The sequence below is a fragment of the Streptomyces sp. NPDC005805 genome (genome assembly GCF_040630445.1).
Classification (GTDB): Bacteria; Actinomycetota; Actinomycetes; order Streptomycetales; family Streptomycetaceae; genus Streptomyces.
The window spans coordinates 104,971-126,439 of sequence record NZ_JBEXXN010000007.1; the positions used below are offsets into that span (position 1 = coordinate 104,971).

The 21,469-nt window shown below is 75.8% G+C and carries 20 protein-coding genes; 11 read left to right on the forward strand and 9 right to left on the reverse strand.

The features are described from left to right. Positions 1-29 precede the first annotated feature (29 nt). Positions 30-1,508: a glutamate--cysteine ligase gene (locus tag ABZ457_RS06680; protein WP_359154606.1), complete on the forward strand. Its 1,479-nt coding sequence runs from the start codon at positions 30-32 to the stop codon at positions 1,506-1,508. Between the two features lie 72 nt (positions 1,509-1,580). Here the strand turns inward: ABZ457_RS06680 and ABZ457_RS06685 are convergent, their stop codons facing one another. Then, positions 1,581-1,982, reverse strand: coding sequence for an SH3 domain-containing protein (locus ABZ457_RS06685; protein ID WP_359154608.1), 402 nt, complete (start codon positions 1,980-1,982; stop codon positions 1,581-1,583). Between the two features lie 236 nt (positions 1,983-2,218). Beyond that, complete coding sequence (locus tag ABZ457_RS06690; RefSeq protein ID WP_359154610.1) at positions 2,219-2,410, reverse strand: DUF6381 family protein; 192 nt, start codon at positions 2,408-2,410, stop codon at positions 2,219-2,221. A 232-nt stretch (positions 2,411-2,642) separates the two neighbouring features. Between ABZ457_RS06690 and ABZ457_RS06695 the strand changes: the two genes are divergently transcribed. Further along, positions 2,643-3,680, forward strand: a complete 1,038-nt coding sequence (locus ABZ457_RS06695; protein WP_359154612.1) for a hydroxyacid dehydrogenase — start codon at positions 2,643-2,645, stop codon at positions 3,678-3,680. 251 nt (positions 3,681-3,931) lie between these two features. Further along, positions 3,932-4,093 carry a hypothetical protein gene (locus tag ABZ457_RS06700; RefSeq protein ID WP_359154614.1) on the forward strand — a complete coding sequence of 54 codons (162 nt, stop codon included), beginning with the start codon at positions 3,932-3,934 and terminating at the stop codon, positions 4,091-4,093. Positions 4,094-4,463: 370 nt separating this feature from the next. On the opposite strand, the gene ABZ457_RS06705 is transcribed toward ABZ457_RS06700, so the two are convergent. Beyond that, positions 4,464-6,011, reverse strand: a complete 1,548-nt coding sequence (locus ABZ457_RS06705; protein ID WP_359154616.1) for a glycerol-3-phosphate dehydrogenase/oxidase — start codon at positions 6,009-6,011, stop codon at positions 4,464-4,466. Next, positions 6,008-6,607, reverse strand: coding sequence for a TetR/AcrR family transcriptional regulator (locus ABZ457_RS06710; protein WP_359154618.1), 600 nt, complete (start codon positions 6,605-6,607; stop codon positions 6,008-6,010). The genes ABZ457_RS06705 and ABZ457_RS06710 overlap by 4 nt, the downstream gene beginning before the upstream one ends. Before the next feature lie 129 nt (positions 6,608-6,736). Here ABZ457_RS06710 and ABZ457_RS06715 point away from each other — a divergent pair, with 129 nt between their 5' ends. The 4 genes from ABZ457_RS06715 to ABZ457_RS06730 all read left to right on the forward strand — a co-directional run bounded on the left by ABZ457_RS06715 (position 6,737) and on the right by ABZ457_RS06730 (position 10,160). Beyond that, entirely contained in the window at positions 6,737-8,332 is a 1,596-nt protein-coding gene (locus ABZ457_RS06715; RefSeq protein WP_359154620.1) for an FAD-binding oxidoreductase, read from the forward strand. Positions 8,333-8,388: 56 nt separating this feature from the next. Next, on the forward strand, positions 8,389-9,270 hold the full coding sequence (locus ABZ457_RS06720) for a YegS/Rv2252/BmrU family lipid kinase (RefSeq protein WP_359154622.1): 882 nt from the start codon (positions 8,389-8,391) through the stop codon (positions 9,268-9,270). A gap of 64 nt (positions 9,271-9,334) precedes the next feature. Beyond that, entirely contained in the window at positions 9,335-9,625 is a 291-nt protein-coding gene (locus ABZ457_RS06725) for a hypothetical protein (protein WP_359154624.1), read from the forward strand. 199 nt (positions 9,626-9,824) lie between these two features. Then, positions 9,825-10,160, forward strand: a complete 336-nt coding sequence (locus ABZ457_RS06730) for a YnfA family protein (RefSeq protein WP_359154626.1) — start codon at positions 9,825-9,827, stop codon at positions 10,158-10,160. A gap of 150 nt (positions 10,161-10,310) precedes the next feature. Here ABZ457_RS06730 and ABZ457_RS06735 read toward each other — a convergent pair whose 3' ends face one another. Next, positions 10,311-10,907, reverse strand: coding sequence for a hypothetical protein (locus ABZ457_RS06735; RefSeq protein ID WP_359154628.1), 597 nt, complete (start codon positions 10,905-10,907; stop codon positions 10,311-10,313). A gap of 204 nt (positions 10,908-11,111) precedes the next feature. Between ABZ457_RS06735 and ABZ457_RS06740 the strand changes: the two genes are divergently transcribed. Both ABZ457_RS06740 and ABZ457_RS06745 read left to right on the forward strand, forming a co-directional pair. After that, a complete protein-coding gene (locus tag ABZ457_RS06740; protein ID WP_359154630.1) occupies positions 11,112-12,647 on the forward strand; it encodes a helix-turn-helix transcriptional regulator in 1,536 nt (511 codons plus the stop codon). A gap of 145 nt (positions 12,648-12,792) precedes the next feature. After that, complete coding sequence (locus ABZ457_RS06745; RefSeq protein WP_359154632.1) at positions 12,793-14,490, forward strand: bifunctional NAD(P)/FAD-dependent oxidoreductase/class I SAM-dependent methyltransferase; 1,698 nt, start codon at positions 12,793-12,795, stop codon at positions 14,488-14,490. 135 nt (positions 14,491-14,625) lie between these two features. Here ABZ457_RS06745 and ABZ457_RS06750 read toward each other — a convergent pair whose 3' ends face one another. Continuing rightward, complete coding sequence (locus ABZ457_RS06750) at positions 14,626-15,132, reverse strand: hypothetical protein (protein WP_359154686.1); 507 nt, start codon at positions 15,130-15,132, stop codon at positions 14,626-14,628. 243 nt (positions 15,133-15,375) lie between these two features. Between ABZ457_RS06750 and ABZ457_RS06755 the strand changes: the two genes are divergently transcribed. Further along, positions 15,376-15,867, forward strand: coding sequence for a DUF5709 domain-containing protein (locus tag ABZ457_RS06755; protein ID WP_359154635.1), 492 nt, complete (start codon positions 15,376-15,378; stop codon positions 15,865-15,867). Between the two features lie 247 nt (positions 15,868-16,114). After that, the gene (locus tag ABZ457_RS06760) at positions 16,115-18,835 is read left to right on the forward strand and encodes a SpoIIE family protein phosphatase (protein ID WP_359154637.1); all 2,721 of its coding nucleotides are present in this window, start codon (positions 16,115-16,117) and stop codon (positions 18,833-18,835) included. A gap of 18 nt (positions 18,836-18,853) precedes the next feature. Here ABZ457_RS06760 and ABZ457_RS06765 read toward each other — a convergent pair whose 3' ends face one another. From ABZ457_RS06765 to ABZ457_RS06775, 3 genes are all read right to left on the reverse strand, one after another. Further along, positions 18,854-19,969: a methyltransferase domain-containing protein gene (locus tag ABZ457_RS06765; RefSeq protein ID WP_359154639.1), complete on the reverse strand. Its 1,116-nt coding sequence runs from the start codon at positions 19,967-19,969 to the stop codon at positions 18,854-18,856. Between the two features lie 61 nt (positions 19,970-20,030). After that, entirely contained in the window at positions 20,031-20,612 is a 582-nt protein-coding gene (locus ABZ457_RS06770) for a GNAT family N-acetyltransferase (RefSeq protein ID WP_359154641.1), read from the reverse strand. A 49-nt stretch (positions 20,613-20,661) separates the two neighbouring features. Further along, entirely contained in the window at positions 20,662-21,387 is a 726-nt protein-coding gene (locus ABZ457_RS06775) for a siderophore-interacting protein (RefSeq protein WP_359154643.1), read from the reverse strand. Positions 21,388-21,469 lie beyond the last annotated feature (82 nt).

Consider the following 21,469-nt stretch of genomic DNA (forward strand, 5'->3'; position numbering starts at 1 on the left):
TCCGCCGCCCGACGACTCCGGGAGGGCCGATGGGACGGGACGTCCCGGCGCTGGTGTTCACCCGTGACGACCGCCGCCGCTACCGAGACAAGATGCAGTCCTGCCTGGACACCTTCGCGCAGATGCTGCGCGGGGCCCGGTTCGAGTTCGAACGGCCGCAGGTCGGGCTGGAGATCGAGCTGAACCTCGTCGACGAGAACGCCCAGCCGGCCATGCGGAGCACCGAGGCGCTGGACGCCATCGCCGACCCCGCCTGGGACACCGAGCTGGGCCGGTTCAACCTGGAGATCAACATCCTGCCCCGGCGGCTCACCGCGGGCGGCCCGGACTCCTGGGAGCAGGAGATCCGCGCCGCCCTCAACCACGCCGAGGACCGGGCCTCCGCGATCGGGGCGCACCTCGCCATGGTCGGGATCCTGCCGACCCTGCGCAGGGACCATGTCAGCGCCGAGGCGCTGTCGGAGAACCCCCGCTACCGGCTGCTCAACGAGCAGGTGTTCGCGGCGCGCGGCGAGGACCTGCGGATCGAACTGGACGGCGTCGAGCGGCTGCGCACCTACGCGGACACCATCACCCCGGAGGCGGCCTGCACCAGTACGCAGTTCCATCTCCAAGTCGCGCCCGAGCAGTTCGCGGCGTACTGGAACGCGGCGCAGGCGATCGCCGGGGTGCAGGTGGCGCTCGCGGCCAACTCACCGTTCCTGTTCGGCAAGGAGCTGTGGCGCGAGACCCGTATCCCGCTCTTCGAGCAGGCCACGGACACCCGCCCGGAGGAGATCAAGGTGCAGGGGGTGCGGCCCCGGGTCTGGTTCGGGGAGCGCTGGATCAACAGCGTCTTCGACCTGTTCGAGGAGAACGTGCGCTACTTCCCGGCGCTGCTGCCGCTCTGCGACGAGGAGGACCCCAGGGAGACCCTGGACGGCGGGGACGTGCCCGCGCTCGGTGAACTGACCCTGCACAACGGCACGATCTACCGCTGGAACCGGCCGGTCTACGCGGTCGACCACGGCAAGCCGCATCTGCGGATCGAGAACCGGGTGCTGCCGGCGGGCCCGACGGTGGCCGACATCCTGGCCAACGGGGCGTTCTACTACGGTCTGACGCGGGCTCTGGTCGACGAGGAGCGGCCGGTGTGGTCCCGGATGTCGTTCCAGGCCGCCGAGGACAATCTGCACGCGGCGGCCCGGCACGGGATCGACGCGAAGCTGTACTGGCCGGGCATGGGCGAGGTGCCGGTCGCCGAACTGGTGCTGCGGCGGCTGCTGCCGCTGGCGCACCGGGGGCTGGAGGCCACGGGCATGGACACGGCGTGGCGGGAGCCGCTGCTCGGCGTGATCGAGCAGCGCTGTGTGACGGGGCGGAACGGGGCGGTGTGGCAGGCGGAGATGTTCCACCGCATCGACCGGGGCAACCGGGTCGACCACCACGAGGCGCTGCGGCTGATGACCGGGCAGTACCTGGAGTACATGCACCTCAACGCGCCGGTGCACACCTGGCCGGTGGACTGACGCGGGCGGACGGACGCGGGCCGGGCCGCCGCCAGGGTGTACGGCGGCGGCCCGGTGCGGTGCCGGCGGGCGTCACATCTGGACGTCCTTGCAGTACTTCACATAGCCGGTGGCGGCGACGTAGCGGGCCGGGACCCACACCTTGCGGCTGTCGCGCACCAGGTACCAGAGGTCGTTCCCGGCGATGTCCTGGGCGCGGACCTTGCACACCAGGCCGACCTGGGCGTTGTAGCGCAGGCTGCCCTTCACCGAGGAGTCGGTGCTCGGGTAGGCGCGCAGGTTCAGCCCGCTGCGCGCGGTCACCGTGCCGTACGGCTTCGCCGGGGCGGCGGCCGCGGCGGTGGACGGCGCGGCCTTCGCCGGGGCGGCGGCCTGGGCGGGCGCGACCGCCGTCAGGGCGGCGACGGCGAACGCGGCGGCGGCCACGCGCACGGCGGCGCGGCGGGCCGGACGGCGGGTACGGATGGCGGTCATGGGCATCGGCTGACTCCACTCGCTGAACACGGCCCCCTGGTCGGGCCCGACCCTAGGGCCCGGCGGGCCCGTGATCGCGCAGAAATGCCCGCGTCCGGGGCGCGTTCGCCCCGAGGGGCCAATGCGGCGGGGTGGGGGTGGGCAGCGGACGGCCCGGGGAGCGCGGGACTCCCCGGGCCGGTGGCTGCAGCTGTGCGGGGTGGCTGTGCCTGTGCCGGTGGCTGTGGCTGTGCCGGTCAGGGGCTGGGGTAGATGTCCCCGGCGCCCATCGCGGACTCCTGGTCGGACTGCGCCCGGAGCCGTTCGGCCTTGTCCTTGAGGCGCTTCTTCTCCTTGGGGTCGCTGCTGCGGTCGGCGGCCTCGCCGAGTTCCTTGGCCTTCTCGCGCATCTGCCGCACCCGGCCGCGGGATTCCTCGTATCCGTCCACGTTCTCTCTCCTCCGCTCTCCGCTCTCCGCGTCCTCGGGCGTGTCGAGAGCACTCCGCCCAGCGAAACAGGGCCGGTGCGCGGTCGCATCTCGAAGCGGGACCGGCCGCCGCAGGCGCGCCCGGTCCGCGCGGGGCCTTGCCGGGCCGTCCCGGGGCGCGCTTCACTCGGTCGATCACCCGGCCCGCGTCCCGCGTCCGCCCTGTCTTCGTCACCGAACCGAAAGGTCGCCCATGACGCCCCCGCCGCCGTCGTCCGCCCGCCCGCACCGGCCCCGGGCGGTCCTGGCGATGTCCCCGGAGGCCGCGTCCGCCGTGCTGGGGCCGCGCGCGCTCGCCGCGCTCGGCGAGGTGTGCGACCTCGCGCCCCCGCCGGTGCTGGACGACTTCACCACCGACCGGGCCCGCGAGCTGCTCGCCGGCGCCGAACTCCTGGTGACCGGCTGGGGCTGTCCCCCGCTGGACGCGGCGGCGCTGGCGGCGGCGCCCCTGCTGCGGGCCGTGGTGCACACGGCCGGTTCGGTGCGGGGGCATGTCACCGAGGCGTGCTGGGAACGCGGCGTCGAGGTGTCCTCGGCGGCCTCGGCCAACGCGCTGCCGGTGGCCGAGTACACGGTGGGCGTGATCCTGCTGACCGGGAAACGGGTCCTGGAGCAGGCGCGGGAGTACCGCGCGGGTGCCTCACGGGAGGACTGGCTGCGGGTCCCGGCGCATGTCGGCAACTACCGCCGCACGGTGGGCATCCTGTCGGCGTCGATGATCGGCCGGCGGGTGATCGAACTGCTGCGTCCGTACGACCTGGCGGTCCTGCTGCACGACCCGTTCGTGACGGAGACGGAGGCGCGGGCGCTGGGGGTGGAGGCGGTCGGCCTCGGCGAGCTGTTCGCGCGCAGCGACACGGTCAGCGTGCACACCCCGCTGCTGCCGGAGACGCGGGGGCTGGTGAGCCGGGAGCTGCTGGGGTCGATGCGGCACGACGCGGTCCTGGTCAACACGGCCCGGGGCGCGGTCGTGGACCAGGACGCCCTGGTCGAGGCGCTCGGGGAGAACCGCATCCGAGCGGTCCTCGACGTCACCGACCCGGACGTCCTGCCACCGGACCACCCGCTCTGGTCCTGCGAGGGCGCGCTGATCACCCCGCACGTCGCGGGCTCCCAGGGCAACGAGTGGCAGCGCCTGTCCGACCTCGCGGTGTCGGAGGCCGCCCGCTGGGCGGCGGGCACGGGCTTCGCCCACGGGGTGCCGCGCGAGCGGGCGGCCTTCCTCGCGTAGGGGCGCGTCCGCGCCCGGGAACCGGGTTGGCCCGGCCGGGGCCGGTAGGCCCGGCCGCGACCGGCGCGTGGCGGGCACGTCCGTTCCGGGCTGAACCCCGGCTCCGGCCGGGGCACCACCGGTGCCGACTCGGCTCGGCCGGAGACCGGGACGGCCTGCCCGGCCGAGGTGGGTGAGCCCGCCGGGCCGGGCGCCATCCCGCCCCGGCGGGCGCGCCGCGGCGCGGTCGGCGGAGGGCCCTGGCCGAGGCGGTGTCAGCGCTCGCCGGAGTGGCCGGGGCGCCCGTCTCGCTGGTCGGCGACGGCACCGCGCCCGGCCTGGTGCTCGCCGTGAGCGCCGTACCGGCCGGGGACTTCGACGCGGGGCGGCGCTCTGTCGAGAACCGGCACGGGGCCCGCCCGATCCCGGGCTGAACCCGGCCCCGGCTCCGGCAGAGCCGGTGTCGGCTCCCGCTCGGCCCGCGAGCCGAGTCGCCCTGCCCAGGCGAGGCCGGTGGGCCTGGCGGGCCGGGGGCCGGCCCCCAGCGGCCCGGACCCGGGCCACCCGCCCCGGCCAGGCCGGCTCCTGCCGGACGCCGATTAGGCCCGGCGGCCCGGGACGGTGCTCCGGCCGCGACGGGGCACGCGGGCGCGGGCCCCGGCTGAACCGGGGCCCGGCCCGGCGCCATCCCGCCCCAGCGGGCCGGGGCGGGGCGATGACGGGGCCAGGGCCCCGGGCCGCCCGGCCGAGGGCGGCGGGCACGGGTAGGCCGAGCGGCATCCGCCCCCGCCCGGCCCGGCCCCGTCACACCGCGGCCAGGGCCGCCTCCGCGGCCTCCGTCGCCGCCTCGCGGTCCGGGCCCACGAGGCCGATGCGGGTGCGGCGGTCGAGGACGTCGGAGACGTCGAGGGCGCCCTCGTGGCGGACCGCCCACAGGAGTTCGGCGCCGGTGACCGGGTGGCCGGGGGCCACCGGGCGGGACAGGTCGGGGGACGTGGCGGCCAGGGCGTGGACCGCCGGGGCCTCCGCGCCGTAGCGGCGGACCAGGCGGCGCGGGACGTCGAGGGCGGCGAGGGCCGCCGGGCGGGCCGCGCCGACGAGCGGGAGGGCCGCGGTGCGGCAGGGCCCCGCCGTCAGCCCGCCCGCGGCGAGCGCCGCGTCCACCGCGTCCTGGGCCATCCGCCGGTAGGTGGTGAGCTTGCCGCCGACGACGGTGACCACCCCGCCGGGCGAGGTCAGGACCGCGTGGCGGCGGGAGATGTCCGCCGTGCGGCCGGGCCCGTCGCCGGTGTCCAGCAGCGGCCGGAGCCCCGCGAAGGCGCCGACCACGTCCGCGCGGCCCAGGGAGACGTCGAGCGCGGAGCCGAGGACGTCCAGCAGAAAGCCGATGTCCGTCTCGGGGACCTCGGGAACGTCCGGCACCTCCCCGTCGACGGGTTCGTCCGTGAGGCCGACGTAGACCCGCCCGTCGCCCTGCGGAAGGACCAGGACGAAACGGTTCCGCTCGCCCGGGATCGGGATGTGGAGCCCGGCGGACAGCTCGCCCAGGGCGTCGGCGCGCAGCACCAGGTGGGTGCCCCGGGAGGGGCGCAGCCGGATGTCGTCGACCAGGCCGCCGGCCCACACCCCGGCCGCGTTGACCACCGTCCGGGCCCTGATGCGCAGCTCCTCGCCGGTGAGTTCGTCGCGGACGAGCGCGCCGGCGCCGGTGAACGAGAGGGCCCGGACCCGGGTCAGGATCCGGGCCCCGTGCGCGGCGGCGGTGCGGGCGATCGCGGTCACCAGGCGGGCGTCGTCGGTGAGCTGCCCGTCCCAGGAGAGCAGTCCGCCGCGCAGCCCGGCCGGGCGCAGGGCGGGTGCCAGGTGCCGGGTCTCGACCGCGGAGAGGGTGCGCGGCGCGGGGAGGGTGGCGCGGGAGGTGCGGGCTGCGGCACGCAGCAGGTCGCCGGCGCGGAACCCGGCCCGGGCGAGGGATGCCTGCCCGCGGCTGACCAGCGGGGTCAGCGGGAGGACGAAGGGCTGGGCGCGGACCAGATGGGGTGCGGTGCGCTCCATGAGGATGCCGCGTTCCACCGCGCTCTCGTGGGCGACGTCGAGCTGCCCGGTGGCGAGGTAGCGGAGGCCGCCGTGGATCAGCTTGGAGCTCCAGCGGGAGGTGCCGAAGGCGAGGTCGTGGGCGTCGATCGCGGCGACGCGCAGCCCGCGGGCGGCCGCGTCCAGGGCGGCGCCCGCTCCGGTGGCGCCGAGGCCGACGACGAGGACGTCCACCTCGGCCCCGTCCGCGAGGGCGGCGAGGTCCCGGGCGCGGCGGGCGGCGTTCAGGGAGGAGGCGGGGGCGGCGGGGGTGGTCATGGGGCGAGGGTCCTCTCCAGGAGGGTGCGCAGCTCGTCGAGGAAGGCCGCGTCGGTCAGCGCGGGGTCGTCCTCGTCGGTCATGGTGCGCAGGGACATGGCGAAGGACTGCACGACCAGGAGCAGGGACCGGGCCTGGAGGTCGGTGTGCACACGACGGACGGAGCCGTCCGCGTGCCCCTCCGCCAGGCCGGCGGAGATCAGCCCGAGGAGGGCGTCCTGGCTGGTGCCGCGCCGGTCGAGGAGGTACGGCAGGAGCAGTTCGGGGTCGACGTCGAGGATCTTGTGGAAGAGCGGGTGGGCGCGGAACGCCTCGACGCCGCCGACCAGTCCGTCGACGATCCGTTCCCGGGTGGGGGCGCCGGGGACCGTGTCCGGCATGGCGCCGACCGCGATCTCGATCCACTCCCGGGTCATCAGGTCGCCGACGAGGGTGCGCACATCGGGCCAGCGCCGGTAGAGCGTCATCCGGGAGACCCCGGCGCGGCGGGCGACGTCGGTGAGGGTCGTGCGCCGTACGCCGACGGCGAGGACGCAGTCGCGTGCGGCGTCGAGCACGGTGTCTGCGTCCGACTGGTTGTGACGAATGGGCGTCATCTGTCACAGTGTAATGCCAGTGCGGGCCGCGCGGCAGTGCACCCCCGGGACGGACTCCGGGCACGCCCCGCGAAACCCCCGCGCTCCCCGCGGATCCCCGCACACCCCGACGGTGAGGACAGGTACGACGTGGACATGTTGTGGAGCGGCTGGGGCGACCCGGCCAAGGCGGCCCCCCTGCCGGAGACCGTGACCGGACTGCTGCGCGAGCTGCTGGGCGTCACCCCCCGCGAGAGCGGCCCCGCCGGGCTGGACGGCATCGACGCGCCGCCCTCGCCCCTCGGCGACGAGGCCCGCGCCGCCCTCGCGAAGGCCACAGGCGGCCCGGAGCACGTCCGCACCGACGCCGAGAGCCGCATCCGCCACACCCGCGGCAAGTCCACCCCCGACCTGCTGCGCATCCGCGCGGGCGAGGTGGACGACATCCCGGCCGCCGTGGTGCTGCCCGGCAGCCACGACGAGGTGCTGGCGGTCCTCACCGCCTGCGCCGCGCACGGGCTGGCCGCGGTGCCCTTCGGCGGCGGCACCTCCGTCGTCGGCGGGCTCGCGCCGCACACCGACCGCCCCTTCGTCGCCCTCGACCTGCGCCGGCTCGACCGGCTGGTCTCGGTGGACGAGGTCTCCCGCACCGCCGTCCTGGAGCCCGGCCTGCGCGGCCCCGCCTGCGAGGCCCTGCTCAACGAGCGCGGCTGGACCCTCGGCCACTTCCCGCAGTCCTTCGAGTGGGCCTCCGTCGGCGGCTTCGCCGCGGCCCGCTCCAGCGGCCAGGCATCGGCCGGCTACGGCCGCTTCGACGAGATGGTCCTCGCCCTCACCCTCGCCACCCCCGAGGGCACCCTGGAGACCGGCCGCGCCCCGCGCTCCGCCGCCGGGCCCGACCTGCGGCAGCTCGTCCTCGGCTCCGAGGGCGCGTTCGGCGTGATCACCGCCGTCACCGTGCGCATCCGCCCGCTGCCCGAGCGCCGGATCCACGAGGGCTGGCGCTTCCCCTCCTTCGAGGCCGGCTCCACGGCCCTGCGCCGTCTCGCCCAGGACGGCCCGCGCCCCACCGTGCTGCGCCTCTCCGACGAGACCGAGACCTTCATCGGCCTCGCCCAGCCCGACGCCATCGGCGGCACGGACACCCCCCAGCCCGCCGGCTGCCTCGCCGTCACCGGCTACGAGGGCACCGGGGCCGACACCGAGGACCGCCGCGCCAAGGCCCGCGAGGTCCTGCTCGCCTGCGGCGGCGAACCCCTCGGCGCCGAACCCGGCGAACGCTGGGAGCACGGCCGCTACAACGCCCCCTACCTGCGGGACGCGCTGCTGGACGCGGGCGCCTTCGCCGAGACCCTGGAGACCGCCGCCTTCTGGTCCGCCCTCCCCGGCCTCTACGCGGCCGTCCGTGACGCCCTCACCACCACTCTCACCGGGGCCGGCACACCGCCGCTGGTGATGTGCCACATCTCGCACGTCTACGAGAACGGCGCCTCCCTGTACTTCACGGTCGTCTCCGCCCAGGGCGAGGACGCCGTCGCCCACTGGGAGAAGGCGAAGCAGGCCGCGAACGACGCGATCATCGCCGCCGGGGGCACCATCAGCCACCACCACGGCGTGGGCACCGACCACCGCGACTGGTACGCGCGGGAGATCGGCCCGCTGGGGGTCCGTATGCTCCAGGCCGTCAAGGCGGAGACCGATCCCGCCGGGGTGCTCAGCCCCGGAGTCCTCGTCCCCGTCCGTTGATCCGCGACCCCGAGACCCCCCGCACCGCCGACCCCCTGCCGCCCGGAGGCGCACCCATGCGACAGTTCACCGCCGTCGTCAACCCCGCCGCGGGCCGTTCCAGCGGCACGGCGGCCCTGCTCCCGCTCGCCCGGCTCCTGCGGGAGGCCGGGGCCGGGCTGGAGACCCGCTACAGCCGCAGCCTGGACCACGCCCGCGAACTCGCCCGGGAGGCGGGCGAGCGCGGGGACGCGGTCCTCGCGGTCGGCGGCGACGGGATGGCCGGCTGCGTCGGCGGCGCCCTCAGCGGCACCGGCGCGGTCTTCGGGCTGGTGCCCGCGGGCCGGGGCAACGACTTCGCCCGCGCCCTCGGGCTGCCCACCGACCCGGACGCCCTCGCCCGGGTCCTGCTCGACGGGGAGGCCCGCCCGGTGGACACCATCGAGGTCGACTCGGCCGCCCACGGGCGGGAGTCGGTCCTCGGCAGCGTCTACGCGGGCGTCGACGCGGTCGCCAACCGGCACGCCAACGAGTCCCGGGTGCTGCGGGGCGCGGCCTCCTACTACGCGGGCGGGCTGCGCGCGGTCGCCGCCTGGCGGCCCGCGTCCTACCGGATCACCGTCGACGGCGTCCTCCACGAGCGGCGCGGCTACACCGTGGTGGCGGCCAACTCCGGCTACTACGGCTTCGGCAGGCAGATCGCGCCGGGCGCCCGGCTCGACGACGGCACCCTGGACGTGGTCGTCATCCACCACGCCCCGAAGCGGCTGTTCTTCGCGATGATGAACGAGCTCAAGACCGGTGCGCACCTACGGCGTCCACAGGTGGAGGTCCTGCGCGGCAAGGAGATCCGGATCGAGGCGGAGCGCCCCCTTCCGTACGGCGCGGACGGCGAGGTGGACGGGCAACTCCCGGTCACCGTCCGGGTCCAGCCCGGAGCGCTCCGCGTTCTCTGCTGAACCGGCACGACAAATCCCCGTCCCGCCGGTAGCGATCAAGCGGGAAGGGTGTGACGTTGGATGCATGAGCTGGGCATCCTGGACCACACCCGGTGTGTACTCCGGACACGGCGGCGTCCTGACCGAAGAGGTCGGTGTCGTGACCGGGGACCTCACCGTGCACACCACCTGGGTCGACGGCGAGGCGTCCGTCACTGTGCAGTACACCGGCGCGGCCGACTGGTTCACCGTGTCCGGCAGCCCGGCGCCGTGCCCCAGCGAGCGGGCGAGCCGGGACCTGCACGACGCGGTCATCGAAGCGGTCCGCGGCCCGACGACCGCGACCGTGCCCCCGCTGGGGGCCGACTTGTCTTAAGGGGCGGAAGCGCCCCCAGGCGCGGGCCTTCGGCGCCGGCCGTTCCCGAGGCGGGGCGCCGGGCCGGGACGGGGCGGACGGGCTTCGAGGGGCGGGGGTTCGGCGCCGGGGCCGGGGCAGGCGGTGTCCCGGGCGCGGGCTACCGTGGGCGCGTTCACGACGTGGCGGACCGGTGCCGCGTCCGCCCCGGAGGAAGCCCGTGCTCGTCGCCCGTTCCGTCGCCCTGTTCGCCGTCGCCGCGCTCTTCGAGATCGGGGGCGCCTGGCTGGTGTGGCAGGGGCTGCGCGAGCACCGGGGCTGGGTCTGGATCGGCGCCGGGGTGATCGCGCTGGGCCTGTACGGGGTCGTCGCCACCTTCCAGAGCGACGACAACTTCGGCCGCATCCTGGCCGCTTACGGCGGCGTCTTTGTGGCCGGGTCCATCGCCTGGGGCATGGTCGCCGACGGCTACCGGCCGGACCGCTTCGACGTGATCGGCGCGCTGATCTGCCTCGCCGGCATGGCAGTCATCATGTACGCGCCCCGCTCCCACTGACGTACCCGCACACGCGCACACGCGCGGGGCCGGGTTGTAGACCTCTTCGCCGTTGGAGAGGTTCGCCCGCACCCGCGCACACGCGCGGGGCCGGGACGGCGACGGGCCCGAGGGAGTCCGTCACCGCCCCGGCCCGTGTCCGGTGCGCGATCAGTACAGCTTGGCGACCGCGCGGGAGGTGGTCAGCCGGAAGCCCGCCAGCGGCACCCCGGACAGGTCGCCCATCTGACCCCACTCGACGACGGTCACGGCCCGCCCGTCGCGCCCCACGGAGAACAGAGCGATGTCGTTGGCGCCGGCCTTCGGGTGCGAGGTGTCGATGCTGTAGACGTTCGCTCCCTCTTCCACCGCGATCCGGCCGTGGTGGATCGTCTTCCCCTTCAGCCCCGGGTCCTGCGCCTTCATCCTGTGGAGGCAGGTCTCGACCGCCCGGCGGAGCTTGGCGGCGAGCTCGGCGGCCTTCGCCTCGGTCGACGCGACGGTGATCGTCTGACGGGCGGTGGTGTCCAGCTCGGTCCGGAAGTCCCGGTAGCGCGTCCCCGTGGCAGGGGTGGCCTTGGCAGTGCACCAGGACCGCTCGTCGGGCGCGCCCTTGCGGATGGAGTCCGCAGTCCAGGGCGTGGAGGCGGCCGGAAGCTGACCGGGCGACAGGAAGCGCGGCGCGGGGGCGGCGGAGGCGGGCGTGAAGGAGGCGGCGGTGACGGCAACGACCGCCGCGGAAACGGCGGCGGTGCGGATGCGGTTCATGTCTGGCTCATCCCGTGATCGTTCGTGGTGGCCCCGAGTCCGTGCGGGCTCCGGGCCGTTGGTCTCCACCAGCGTCGGCGCCGCGCCGACGCCGGGCAAGCGCCCACCCGTCCGCTGACACGGTGGAACCGTTTCACCCCTGGTGACGTGGACTTTCTGCAAGGGGTGAAACGGCCTCAGGAACGAGCGGGGAGAAGGAGCGGCATGGCCGACGGCACGGCGCGTACGGACGGCGGGGGCAGCGTGGGCGGCGGGGACGGCGCGGACCGGGACGCGAGGGTGGCGGGGCGGGCCTTCGCCGAGCGGCTGGACGCGCTGCGCGCCGGATCGGGGCGCAGCTACGGCTCGTTGGCCCGCCGGGTCGGCCTCGGCGCGGCGACCCTGCACCGCTACTGCACGGGCCGGACGGTCCCGATGGAGTTCGCCCCGGTGGAGCGCCTGGCACGGTTCTGCGGCTGTGCGGGCGCGGAGATCGTCGAGCTGCACCGGCTGTGGCTGCTGGCCGACGAGGACCGGCGCCGGCGGATGGAACCGGGGACGAGCAAGGCGCAGGCCGCCCTCGTCGCGGGCAGGGGGTCGCAGGAGACGAACACGGTCGCGGTCGGCGGGCCGGGGGATACCGACGCGGGCGGTGGCAGGGGACGTGACGAGCCGTCGGGAGAGGCGGTGCCGGCCACCTCCCTCGCGCCCGCGGCGGCCTGGGTCCTGCCCCGGCCGGGGCGGCGGCTGCGGAAACCCGTCGCGCTGGCGCTCGCCGTGGCGGCCGTGCCCGCCGCGCTCGGTCTGGTGGCCGGGGTGCGCCACCTCGCGGCGGGCCAGGGCGGCGAGGTGGCCCTCCGCCCGGGGACACCGCCCCCGGCCGGTGCTCCCGCCCCGCCCACCGGCCCCGCGCCGTCGGCGTCCCCCTCCCCCGGCACGCGGACCGCGCCACCCCCGGCGGACGGCGAGCGGCGGGCCCCGGGCAAGGGCGGCGCGGCGGGCAGCCCCGATGCCGGACCGGTGCCCGGCCCCTCCGCGGCGGGTCCGGCCGTGCCCCTGACCTGGACCGCCGACGACCATGTCTGGCAGAACGGCTGCGACCACGCGTACCTCCTCGGCCGCTCGCCCGGGAGCGTTCCGCCGCCGCCCGTCGCGGCGGACGCGGCGTCCTGGGCGGGGGCGCTCGGCGCGGTGCACGGCGGCCGGACCATGGTCCGCGTCACCCTCCAGGGGAAGGGCGCCCGGGCGGTGGTGGTGGAGGGCGTGGACGTACGCGTCGTCCGGCGGCAGGGCCCGCGTCCGCTCGGCGCGTACCGCATGAGCGCGGGCTGCGGCGGGGCGCTCACGCCCCGGCTCTTCGACGTCGACCTCGACCGGCAGCGGCCCGTCGCCCGGCCCCGTGCGGGCAACGACTCCGGGGTGCCGCTGCCCGCCGTGTCCTTCCCGTACGCGGTCTCCGCCACGGAGCCCGAGTCGCTGCTCGTCAGCGCGCGCACGGTCGCCTGCGACTGCTCCTGGTATCTGGAGGTGCGCTGGAGCAGCGGCGGCCGCGGCGGCACGGTGCGCGTCGACGACGGCGGCCGCCCGTTCCGGACCGGCGGGACGGGCGGCGGGGCCGCGTACGACTACGACTACGTCCGCCGCGCCTGGGTCGCCGACACCCCCGGCCGGGCGGACGGATCTCCGGAGCCGGACGGCACGGACGGCACGCGTGACGGGGACGGCGCGGACGGCACGGGCGGCCTCGCCGACGGGGGCTGAGGCGCCGGCGGCCCGCGTCCGGCCCGGTTTTTTGCCGAACCGGCAAGGTTCTTTGCCGCCTCCCGCACCCCCGCCGCAGTATCGCGGTGACGACGACAGCGGTGGCGGTACGCAGCGGTGCCGCGGTACGGAGGAGGTACGAGCCATGACCAGTCGGCCGGTGCACCAGGAGACGGAACCGCCCGGGGACGAGCACGTCGACGTGGCGGTCCTCGGCGGCGGCGCGGCGGGCCTGGCCGGGGCGCTCGCCCTCGCCCGCGCCCGGCGCTCGGTGCTGGTGATCGACGCGGGGCAGCCGCGCAACTCCCCGGCGGGCCACGTGCACGCCTTCCTGACGCGCGACGGGACCCCGCCCGCCGAACTCCTGCGCATCGCCCGCGCCGAGGTCGAGGGGTACGGCGGCCGGATCCGCGAGGGCCGGGTGGCGTCGGCGGAGCGTACCGCCGGCGGCGCCTTCCGGCTGGGGCTCGCGGACGGTTCGGCGGTCACCGCCGCCCGGCTGCTGGTGGCCACCGGGCTGGTGGACGAACTCCCGGACGTGCCGGGGCTGGACGCGTTCTGGGGCCGGGACGTGCTGCACTGCCCGTTCTGCCACGGCTGGGAGGTGCGCGACCGGGCGGTCGGCGTCCTCGCCACCGGGCCGCTCGCCGTGCACCAGGCGCTGCTGTGGCGCCAGTGGTCCGCGGACGTGACCCTCTTCCTGCACGAGGGCCCGGAGCCCGGTGAGGAGGAGTACGAGCAACTCGCCGCGCGGGGCGTCGCCGTGGTGGACGGCCGGGTGACAGGCGTGGCGACCGAGGACGGGCGGCTCACGGGCGTCCGGCTCGCGGACGGCCGGACCGTCGCCCGCGAAGTCCTCGTCGTCGCACCCCGGTTCACCGCCCGCACCGAGGTCCTCGGCGGTCTCGGGCTGACGCCCGTGGACGTGGTGATGAACGGGGCCGTCATCGGCAGCCGGATCGAGGCCGACCCGACGGGGGCGACGCGGGTGCCGGGCGTGTGGGCGGCGGGCAATGTCACCGAGGTGACGGAGCAGGTGGTGGGCTCGGCCGCCGCCGGGAACCGGGCGGGCGGCGCGATCGTGGCCGACCTCGTCGCCGAGGAGACCCGCCGGGCCGTCGCCCTGCGCCGCGCGAAGTCGCCCGCGGACCGGGGCGGGGACGGGCGGTGCCGCGCCGGCGGGCGGAACGGCGGGAGCGGGGACGAGCGGTCGGTGCTCGGCTACGACGGGCCCGAGAGCTGGGACGCCCGCTACCGGGAGAAGGACCGGGTCTGGAGCGGCGAGCCCAATGTGGCGCTGGTCGCCGAGGCCGGCGCGCTGCCGCCGGGCCGGGCCCTGGACCTGGGCTGCGGCGAGGGCGCGGACAGCGTCTGGCTGGCAGGCCGGGGCTGGCGGGTGACGGGCGTCGACATCTCCCGGGTGGCGCTGGAGCGCGCGGCCGGACACGCCCGGGAGACCGGTGCCGGGGAGGCGGTGGACTGGCAGTGGCACGACCTCGCCGTGACCTTCCCGGAGGGTTCCTACGACCTGGTCTCCGCCCACTACCTGTACTCGATGGGCGAGCTGCCGCGCGAGGAGATCCTGCGGCGGGCGGCCGGGGCGGTGGCGCCCGGCGGTGTGCTGCTCGTCGTCGGGCACGCCGACGCGGGCGCCTGGGAGGAGGCCGCCCACCACGGGATGCGCTTCCCGACCCCGGCCGAGGTGCACACGGCCCTCGGGCTGCCGGACGGCGAATGGCGCGTCGAGCGCAGCGAGGAGTTCGAGCGCCCCCAGAAGGGCCCGGACGGCACCCCCGGGCTGCGCCGGGACAACGTCCTGCGGCTGCGCCGCCTCGCCCCCTGATCCCCGGCCGCGAGTGGGGCGGGGCGGGCCGCGCGTGCCGGGCCCGGACCCGGCCGGATGGTCCCGGCCGCGAGTAGGGCGGGCCCGGGTGCTCCTTCGCCGCTCGCGGCGGCCGTGTGCCGGTCCGGTCCGGGGCTACCCCGCCGCGAACACCGCGACCGTCGCCGCGCCCAGCGCCGCCCCGGCCGCGGTCTGCGCGACCGTGTGGTAGCCCAGCGCCACCCGCGACCAGCACACGGCCGCCGCGAGCGGCGCCGCGCAGAGCCACCAGGGCGTGTGCACGGCGGCGAGCTGGGCGACCATCGCCGCGCAGACCGCCGAGTCGACGCTGATCTTCCACGCGGTGTTCACGGCGAGCAGGACCACGGTCATCGCCCAGAGCGCGGCCATCGACAGGACGATCCCGCGCGGCGCGCCGCCGGCCAGCATCAGGGCCGAGCCCGCGGCGAGCGAGCCGAGGATGACCAGGAAGATCGGGGCGCGCTGGGTGCGGTCGACCACATGCCGGTCGCCCCAGGTGCCGCGCCGCCGCTCCCGCTCGATGTAGGCGGCGGGCACGATGCCCGCGCAGAGCGCGCCCAGCAGGCCCCAGGGCGCGCCCGTCCAGTGGCCACCGGCCGCCGCCAGGCCGATGGCGAGCATGCCGGTGACCAGGACGTTTCTGGGCTGGAGGGCGTCCGTCAGACGGCGGGCGGCGCCCGTGTTCGATCGCGTTCCGCTGCCGGCCACGGCTCCCCCGGTGGTCTTGGTTCCGTATCTGTTTCCGTTGAGCGCGCGGACGTACCGCCGCCGCGTCAAGATCGTAGGAGGGGACCTCGCGGTCCCCGCGCCCGGGGAGCCCGTCCACGAGGACACTCGGCAGAGGACACCGGAGAGGGAAAGGCCATGGCCGACGACGACACTGCACGGGACGACCAGGGGCGCGGCGACGACGTGTACCAGCCCGAGCACTCCGATGTGCAGAACCGTCCGAGCGATGACCTCGATCTGGAGAACGTCCTCGACGAGCGCAGCCTGGACGACATCATGGAGGAGGGCTACTCCCCGCTCGACCGTCCCCTGGTCGTGGGCCGGCACGGCACCACCGGCGAGGAGCTGCGGCGCGGCGAGACCCTGGAGCAGCGCCTCGCCCAGGAGCTGCCGGAGACGGCCGCCCCGGACGGGGACGGTCTCGGGGACCTGGCGGGCGGTGACGGCGAACTCCTCGACGGGGCCGCGGGGCGCGACCGGGCGGGCCGCCTGGCGGCCGTGGACGACATCGCGCCGCGCCGGCACAACGACGTGGTCGCGCGGGACGTGGGGATCGACGGCGGGGCCGCCTCGGCGGAGGAGGCGGCGATGCACGTCATCGACGAGGACGAGACCGCCGGCCCCTGAGCGCGCCGGGTTCGGCGCCACCCGCCGGCCCCTGAGCGCGCCGGGTTCCGGGCGGCCCGCCGGGCCCCGGGCAGCACGCGCACCCCCGCCCCGCGCCGAGTTCGCCGGAACGAGTTGCGCGATTGGCGGGTGCCGGGGCCGCGGTCTTGGCATGCTGGGTGATCCAAGCCGCCGGACACCGAAAACGGCAGCTCGGCGGCGGTCCCCGCCGTTCGCCCACCGTGTGCCGGAGGTGTACAAAGAGCTTATGGCCGGACGCTACGGCCGCCCGCGCTCGGTTCTGCGCATGAGAACTGTCGCAGGCCAGGTCTTTCTCCTGCAGGTGGCGATCGTGGTGTTGCTCGTCGCCGCCGGTATGGCCGCACTGGTCCTCCAGTCGCGCACCGGCAGCGAGCGCGAGGCGCTCAACCGGTCGATCGCCGTCGCCGAGACCTTCGCCAACTCCCCCGGTATGGAGGCCGCCCTCAAGGGCCCGGACCCGTCCGCCGTCCTCCAGCCGAAGGCCGAGGAGGCCCGCAAACGGTCCGGGGTCGACTTCGTCGTGGTGCTGAACACCGACGGCATCCGCTACACCCACCCCATCCCCGACCGCATCGGGAAACGGTTCGTCGGCGACATCGCCCCCGCGCTGGCGGGCGAGGCGGTCACCGAGAAGCTCACCGGCACGATCGGGCCCCTGGTGCAGGCGACCGTCCCGGTGCGCGGCGCGGACGGCTCGGTCGTCGGGCTGGTCTCGGCGGGCATCACCCTGGACAAGGTCAGCGGTGTGGCCGAGGACCAGTTCCCGCTGCTCTTCGGGGCCGCGGGGGTGGTGCTGGTGCTCACCACGGGCGGCACCGCGCTGGTCACCCGCCGGCTGCGGCGCCAGACCCACGGCCTGGGGCCGGTCGAGATGACCCGCATGTACGAGCACCACGACGCCGTACTCCACGCCGTACGCGAAGGCGTGATCATCGTCGGCGGCGACGGCAGGATTCTGCTGGCGAACGACGAAGCCCGGCGGCTGCTGCACCTGCCGGCCGATGTGGACGGCCGCCCGGCCGGCGATCTGGGCCTGGACCCGCAGATCTCCCGGCTGCTCTCCTCCGGCCGGAACGCGACCGACGAGGTGATCCCGGTCGGCGACCGGCTGCTCGCCGTCAACCAGCGCACCACCGACCAGGCGGGCGGCCCGCCCGGGACCGTCGCCACCCTGCGCGACACCACCGAACTGTCCGCGCTGAGCGGCCGGGCGGACGTGGCCCGGGGCCGGCTGACCCTGCTGTACGACGCGGGCACGGAGATCGGCACCACCCTCGACGTGGTGCGCACCTGTGAGGAGCTGGCCGTGTTCGGGGCCGCCCGGTTCGCGGACTACACCTCCGTGGACCTGGTGGAGACGGTGCTGCGGGGCGAGGAGCCGACCGTGACCGGCGCGGACACCGATATGCGCCGGGTGGCCATCGGCGGCCCGGACGACACCGCCCTCTACCCCGTCGGCCACGCGATCCGCTTCGTCCGCTCCACGCCGATGGGCACCGGGCTGGCGAAGGGCGAGGCCGTGCTGGAGGCCGATCTCACCGCCCTCGGCGGCTGGCAGCGCCAGGACGAGGGGCGGGCCGCGCGGCTGGTGGAGAGCGGGATGCACTCGATGATCGCCGTGCCGATGCGGGCGCGGGGGGTCATCCTCGGGGTCGCGATGTTCTGGCGGTCGCGGACGGCGGAGCCGTTCGAGGAGGAGGACCTCTCCGTCGCCGAGGAGCTGGTCGCCCGGGCCGCGGTGAGTGTCGACAACGCCCGCCGCTACTCGCGGGAGCACACCATGGCGGTGACCCTCCAGCGGAGTCTGCTGCCGCGGGTGCTGCCCGAGCAGACGGGCCTGGACGTGGCCTACCGCTACCGGCCGGCGCAGGCGGGCCTCGGTGGTCTGGGCGGGGTGGGCGGCGACTGGTTCGACATCATCCCGCTGCCCGGGGCGCGGGTCGCCCTGGTGGTAGGCGATGTGGTGGGGCACGGGCTGCACGCGGCCGCCACCATGGGCCGGCTGCGCACGGCCGTGCACAACTTCTCCAGCCTCGATCTTCCGCCGGACGAACTCCTGTGGCATCTGGACGAGTTGGTGGCCCGGATCGACCAGGACGAGACCGACGGCCCGGGCGAGGCGGGGGTCACGGGCGCCACCTGCATCTACGCCATCTACGACCCGGTGTCCGGCCGGTGCAGCATCGCGCGCGCCGGGCACCTCCAGCCGGTGGTGCTGCATCCGGACGGCCGGGCCGAGTTCGCGGACGTGCCGGGCGGTCCGCCGCTCGGGCTGGGCGGTCTGCCGTTCGAGACGCTGCATCTCACCCTCCCCGAGGGCAGCCGGCTGGTCCTCTACACGGACGGGCTGGTCGAGGACCGCGAGCGGGAGATCGACGAGGGTCTGGAGCTGCTGCGCCGCACCCTGGAGGAGTGCGCCGGGGGCAGCCCGGAGGAGATCTGCGAGCACGTCCTCGCCGAGCTGGTGCCGGAGCGTCCCAGGGACGACATCGCCCTGCTGGTGGGCAGCACCAAGGTCCTCCCCGCGGACCGCACCGCCCTGTGGGAGGTCCCGGCGGACCCGGCGGCGGTGCGGCGGATCCGCTCCGCGGTGACCGAGAAGCTGGGCGAATGGGGCCTGGACGAACTGGCGTTCAGCACCGAGCTGATCCTCAGCGAACTGGTCACCAACGCGATCCGCTACGCGGAGGGCCCCATCCTGGTCCGGCTGATCCGCGACCGCACCCTGATCTGCGAGGTCTCCGACCACAGCAGCACCTCCCCGCATCTGCGGCAGGCGGCCAGCACGGACGAAGGGGGCCGGGGCCTGTTCCTGGTGGCGCAGTACGCGGACCGCTGGGGTACCCGGTACGCGGCCAACGGCAAGGTCATCTGGGCGGAACAGCCGCTCACCGGCGGGGGCGGGCCCGCCGTCCTCGATCTGGGGCTGGACCTCGAAGGGCTCTGAGCCGCGGGGGTGGCCGGCTCAGCCCTTGGCGGCGACGTAGTAGACGTTCAGCGGGTCGCCCTCGACGGAGCGGATGTCCACCTGGCCGAAGCCGGCCTCGCCGAGCATCCGCCGGGCGGTCTGGCGGCCCCAGACCGAGCCCAGGCCGGCGCCGCCGGTGCCGAGGGAGGTGGTCATGCAGTAGAAGACCGAGAACCCGAACAGGGCGGGCCCGAAGGGGTGTCCGATGTTCTCCTCCAGGTTGCTGGAGGCGTCCATGTCGCCCATCAGGAAGGTGCCGTCCTCCGTCAGGGCCCCGGCGACGGCGTCCAGGGTCCGGGCCGGTTCGGCCAGGTCGTGGATCACGTCGAAGGCGGTGACCAGGTCGTGGGCGCCGGTGAGCTGGGTGGCGTCGCCGACCGTGTAGTGGACGTTGGTCACCCCGCGCCGGACGGCCTCGGCCCGGGCGGCGGCGATGCCCTCCTCGGACCGGTCGACGCCGTGGAAGGTGCTGGCGGGGAACGCCTCGGCGAGGACCAGCGGGGCGCGGCCGTGGCCGGTGCCCACGTCGAGCGCGGAGATGCCGGAGCGCAGCCGTTCGGTGAGCCCGGGGACCAGGGGCACGATCGCGTCGACCAGGGCCTCGTCGTAGACCCGGGCGGTCTCGGCGGCCTGGAGGGCCTGGAAGCGGGGGTAGGCGGAGTACGGGACGCCGCCGCCCTCCCGGAAGCAGCGCGCCACCTGCTGTTCGACCTCGCCGAGGAGGGCGACATAGGGCGTCAGGGCGGCCAGGTTCTCGGTGCCGGCGGCCGAGGTGAGCGAGGCCGCGTGCTCGGGCGGCAGCCGGTAGCGGCGTTCGGCGGGCTCGTACGTCACGATGCCGCCGACGACCATCCCGCCGAGCCACTCGCGCACATAGCGTTCGTCGAGCCCGGCGCGGGCCGCGATCTCCTCGCTGGTGGCCGGCGGGAGCCGGTCCATGGCGTCGAAGAGGCCGGTCTGGTGGCCGACGCTGACGAGCAGGGCGAGCACGCCCTTGTTGAGGAGGTCGACCACCTCGCCGGCGAACTCCTCCACCCGGACGGGGTCCGGGGCGGTCCCGGTCTCCCCGCCGACCGGGTCCGCGGCGGTCTCCTGCGTTCCTGTGCTCGACATGACCGCTCCCTTCCACCGGGCGTGACCGCGCGCCGGCGGGACCGGCCCGCTCACCGCCAGCCTACGCCCGCTCCGGCGGCCGGACCCGGCCGCCGGGGACGGTCGGGAGGGGCCGGGCCGGGGTGCCCGCGGGCGGGATGTCCAGGCGCAGTTCCGGCCGGTCCCAGGGGACGGCGGGCGGGCGGGCCGGGACGGTGCCGGTGCGGTGGGCGCCGACGCTCCGGTAGAAGCCCTCGGCGGGCGGGTGGGAGACGATCCGGACGGCGTCCAGACCGGCCGCGCGGGCCCGTTCGGTGAGGTGGCCGACGAGGAGCCGGCCGACGCCCAGGCCCTGGGCCGCGTCCGCGACGAACATCAGGTCCAGTTCGGGCGCGGAGGGCGGGTCCAGGACGAGGGCGTAGAAGCCGAGCGGGCGGTCGTCCCCGCCCGCGGCCAGGTGCACCTCGTGCCGGTCGATGTAGTCGCCGCCCACGGTGTAGCCGGCGACCATCGACGCGTACGGGCCCTCGTAGGCGCGGGAGCCGCGCACCAGGGCGGTGAGGCGGCGGGCGTCGGCGGGGGTCGCCCGGCGGACGGTGACGGTCTCCCGGTGCGGGCGGCGGCCGCCCGCGCCGGGGACGCGGACGGTGAGGGACGGGGTCATCCCCCGAGGGTATGCCGCGCCGGGGTCGGGGCCCGGCGCGGCCCCGGTCTCAGGCGGCGCGCCAGTAGCCGAGGGCGTTGACCCGGTCCTTGGGGAAGGCCAGCTCCTTGCGGACGTAGGCGCCGAGCGCGCGGGTGGTGGCGGTGTCGCAGGCGATCCAGACATAGGTGTCGGAGCGGCCGCCGACCAGGCCGGGGAGGGCCGAGCGGACCTCGGAGACCAGGTGGGCGCCGTCCTCGCGGCGGGGCACCCGGCGGACCTCGTGGAGCGCGGAGTCGGTGCGCATCGGCAGCTCGGCGTCCGAGTCGTGGCTGGTCTCGAACCAGATGGTGGCCGGGATCTCGGGATGGGCGTCGAGCAGGGAGTTGATCGCCGGGAGGGAGGCCGGGTCGCCGACCACGAAGAGGTGGGACGGCGCCGGGTCGGGTGTGCTGAAACCGGTGCCCTGGAGGGTCGCCTCCACCGTGTCACCGGGCTTCGCGGTGCGCGCCCAGTCGCTGGCGCGGCCCTCGTGCAGGGCGAACTCCATGCTGAAGGTGCCCGCCTCCGGGTCGGCGTCGACCAGGGTGTAGGCGCGCTGGTGGGGCTTGCCCGCGTTCTCGAACCAGATGCGGACCCACATGGTGGGGTGCACACCGGTCTGTGCGAGCATGCCGCCGTCGGTGAAGTGGATCCGGCGGAAGTGTTCGGTGACCTGCTCGGCCCCCGTCACGGTGAATGTGAAGTCCTTCCCGCGGAACAGTTTGAGGACGACGCCCTCCCAGCCGTGACCCACCGCTACTCCCCTCCCTCGGCCGGAACCCACCTGGCCGGAATTGTTTCTCGAACAACCGTGTCCTAAGTTAGGTCAGCCTAAC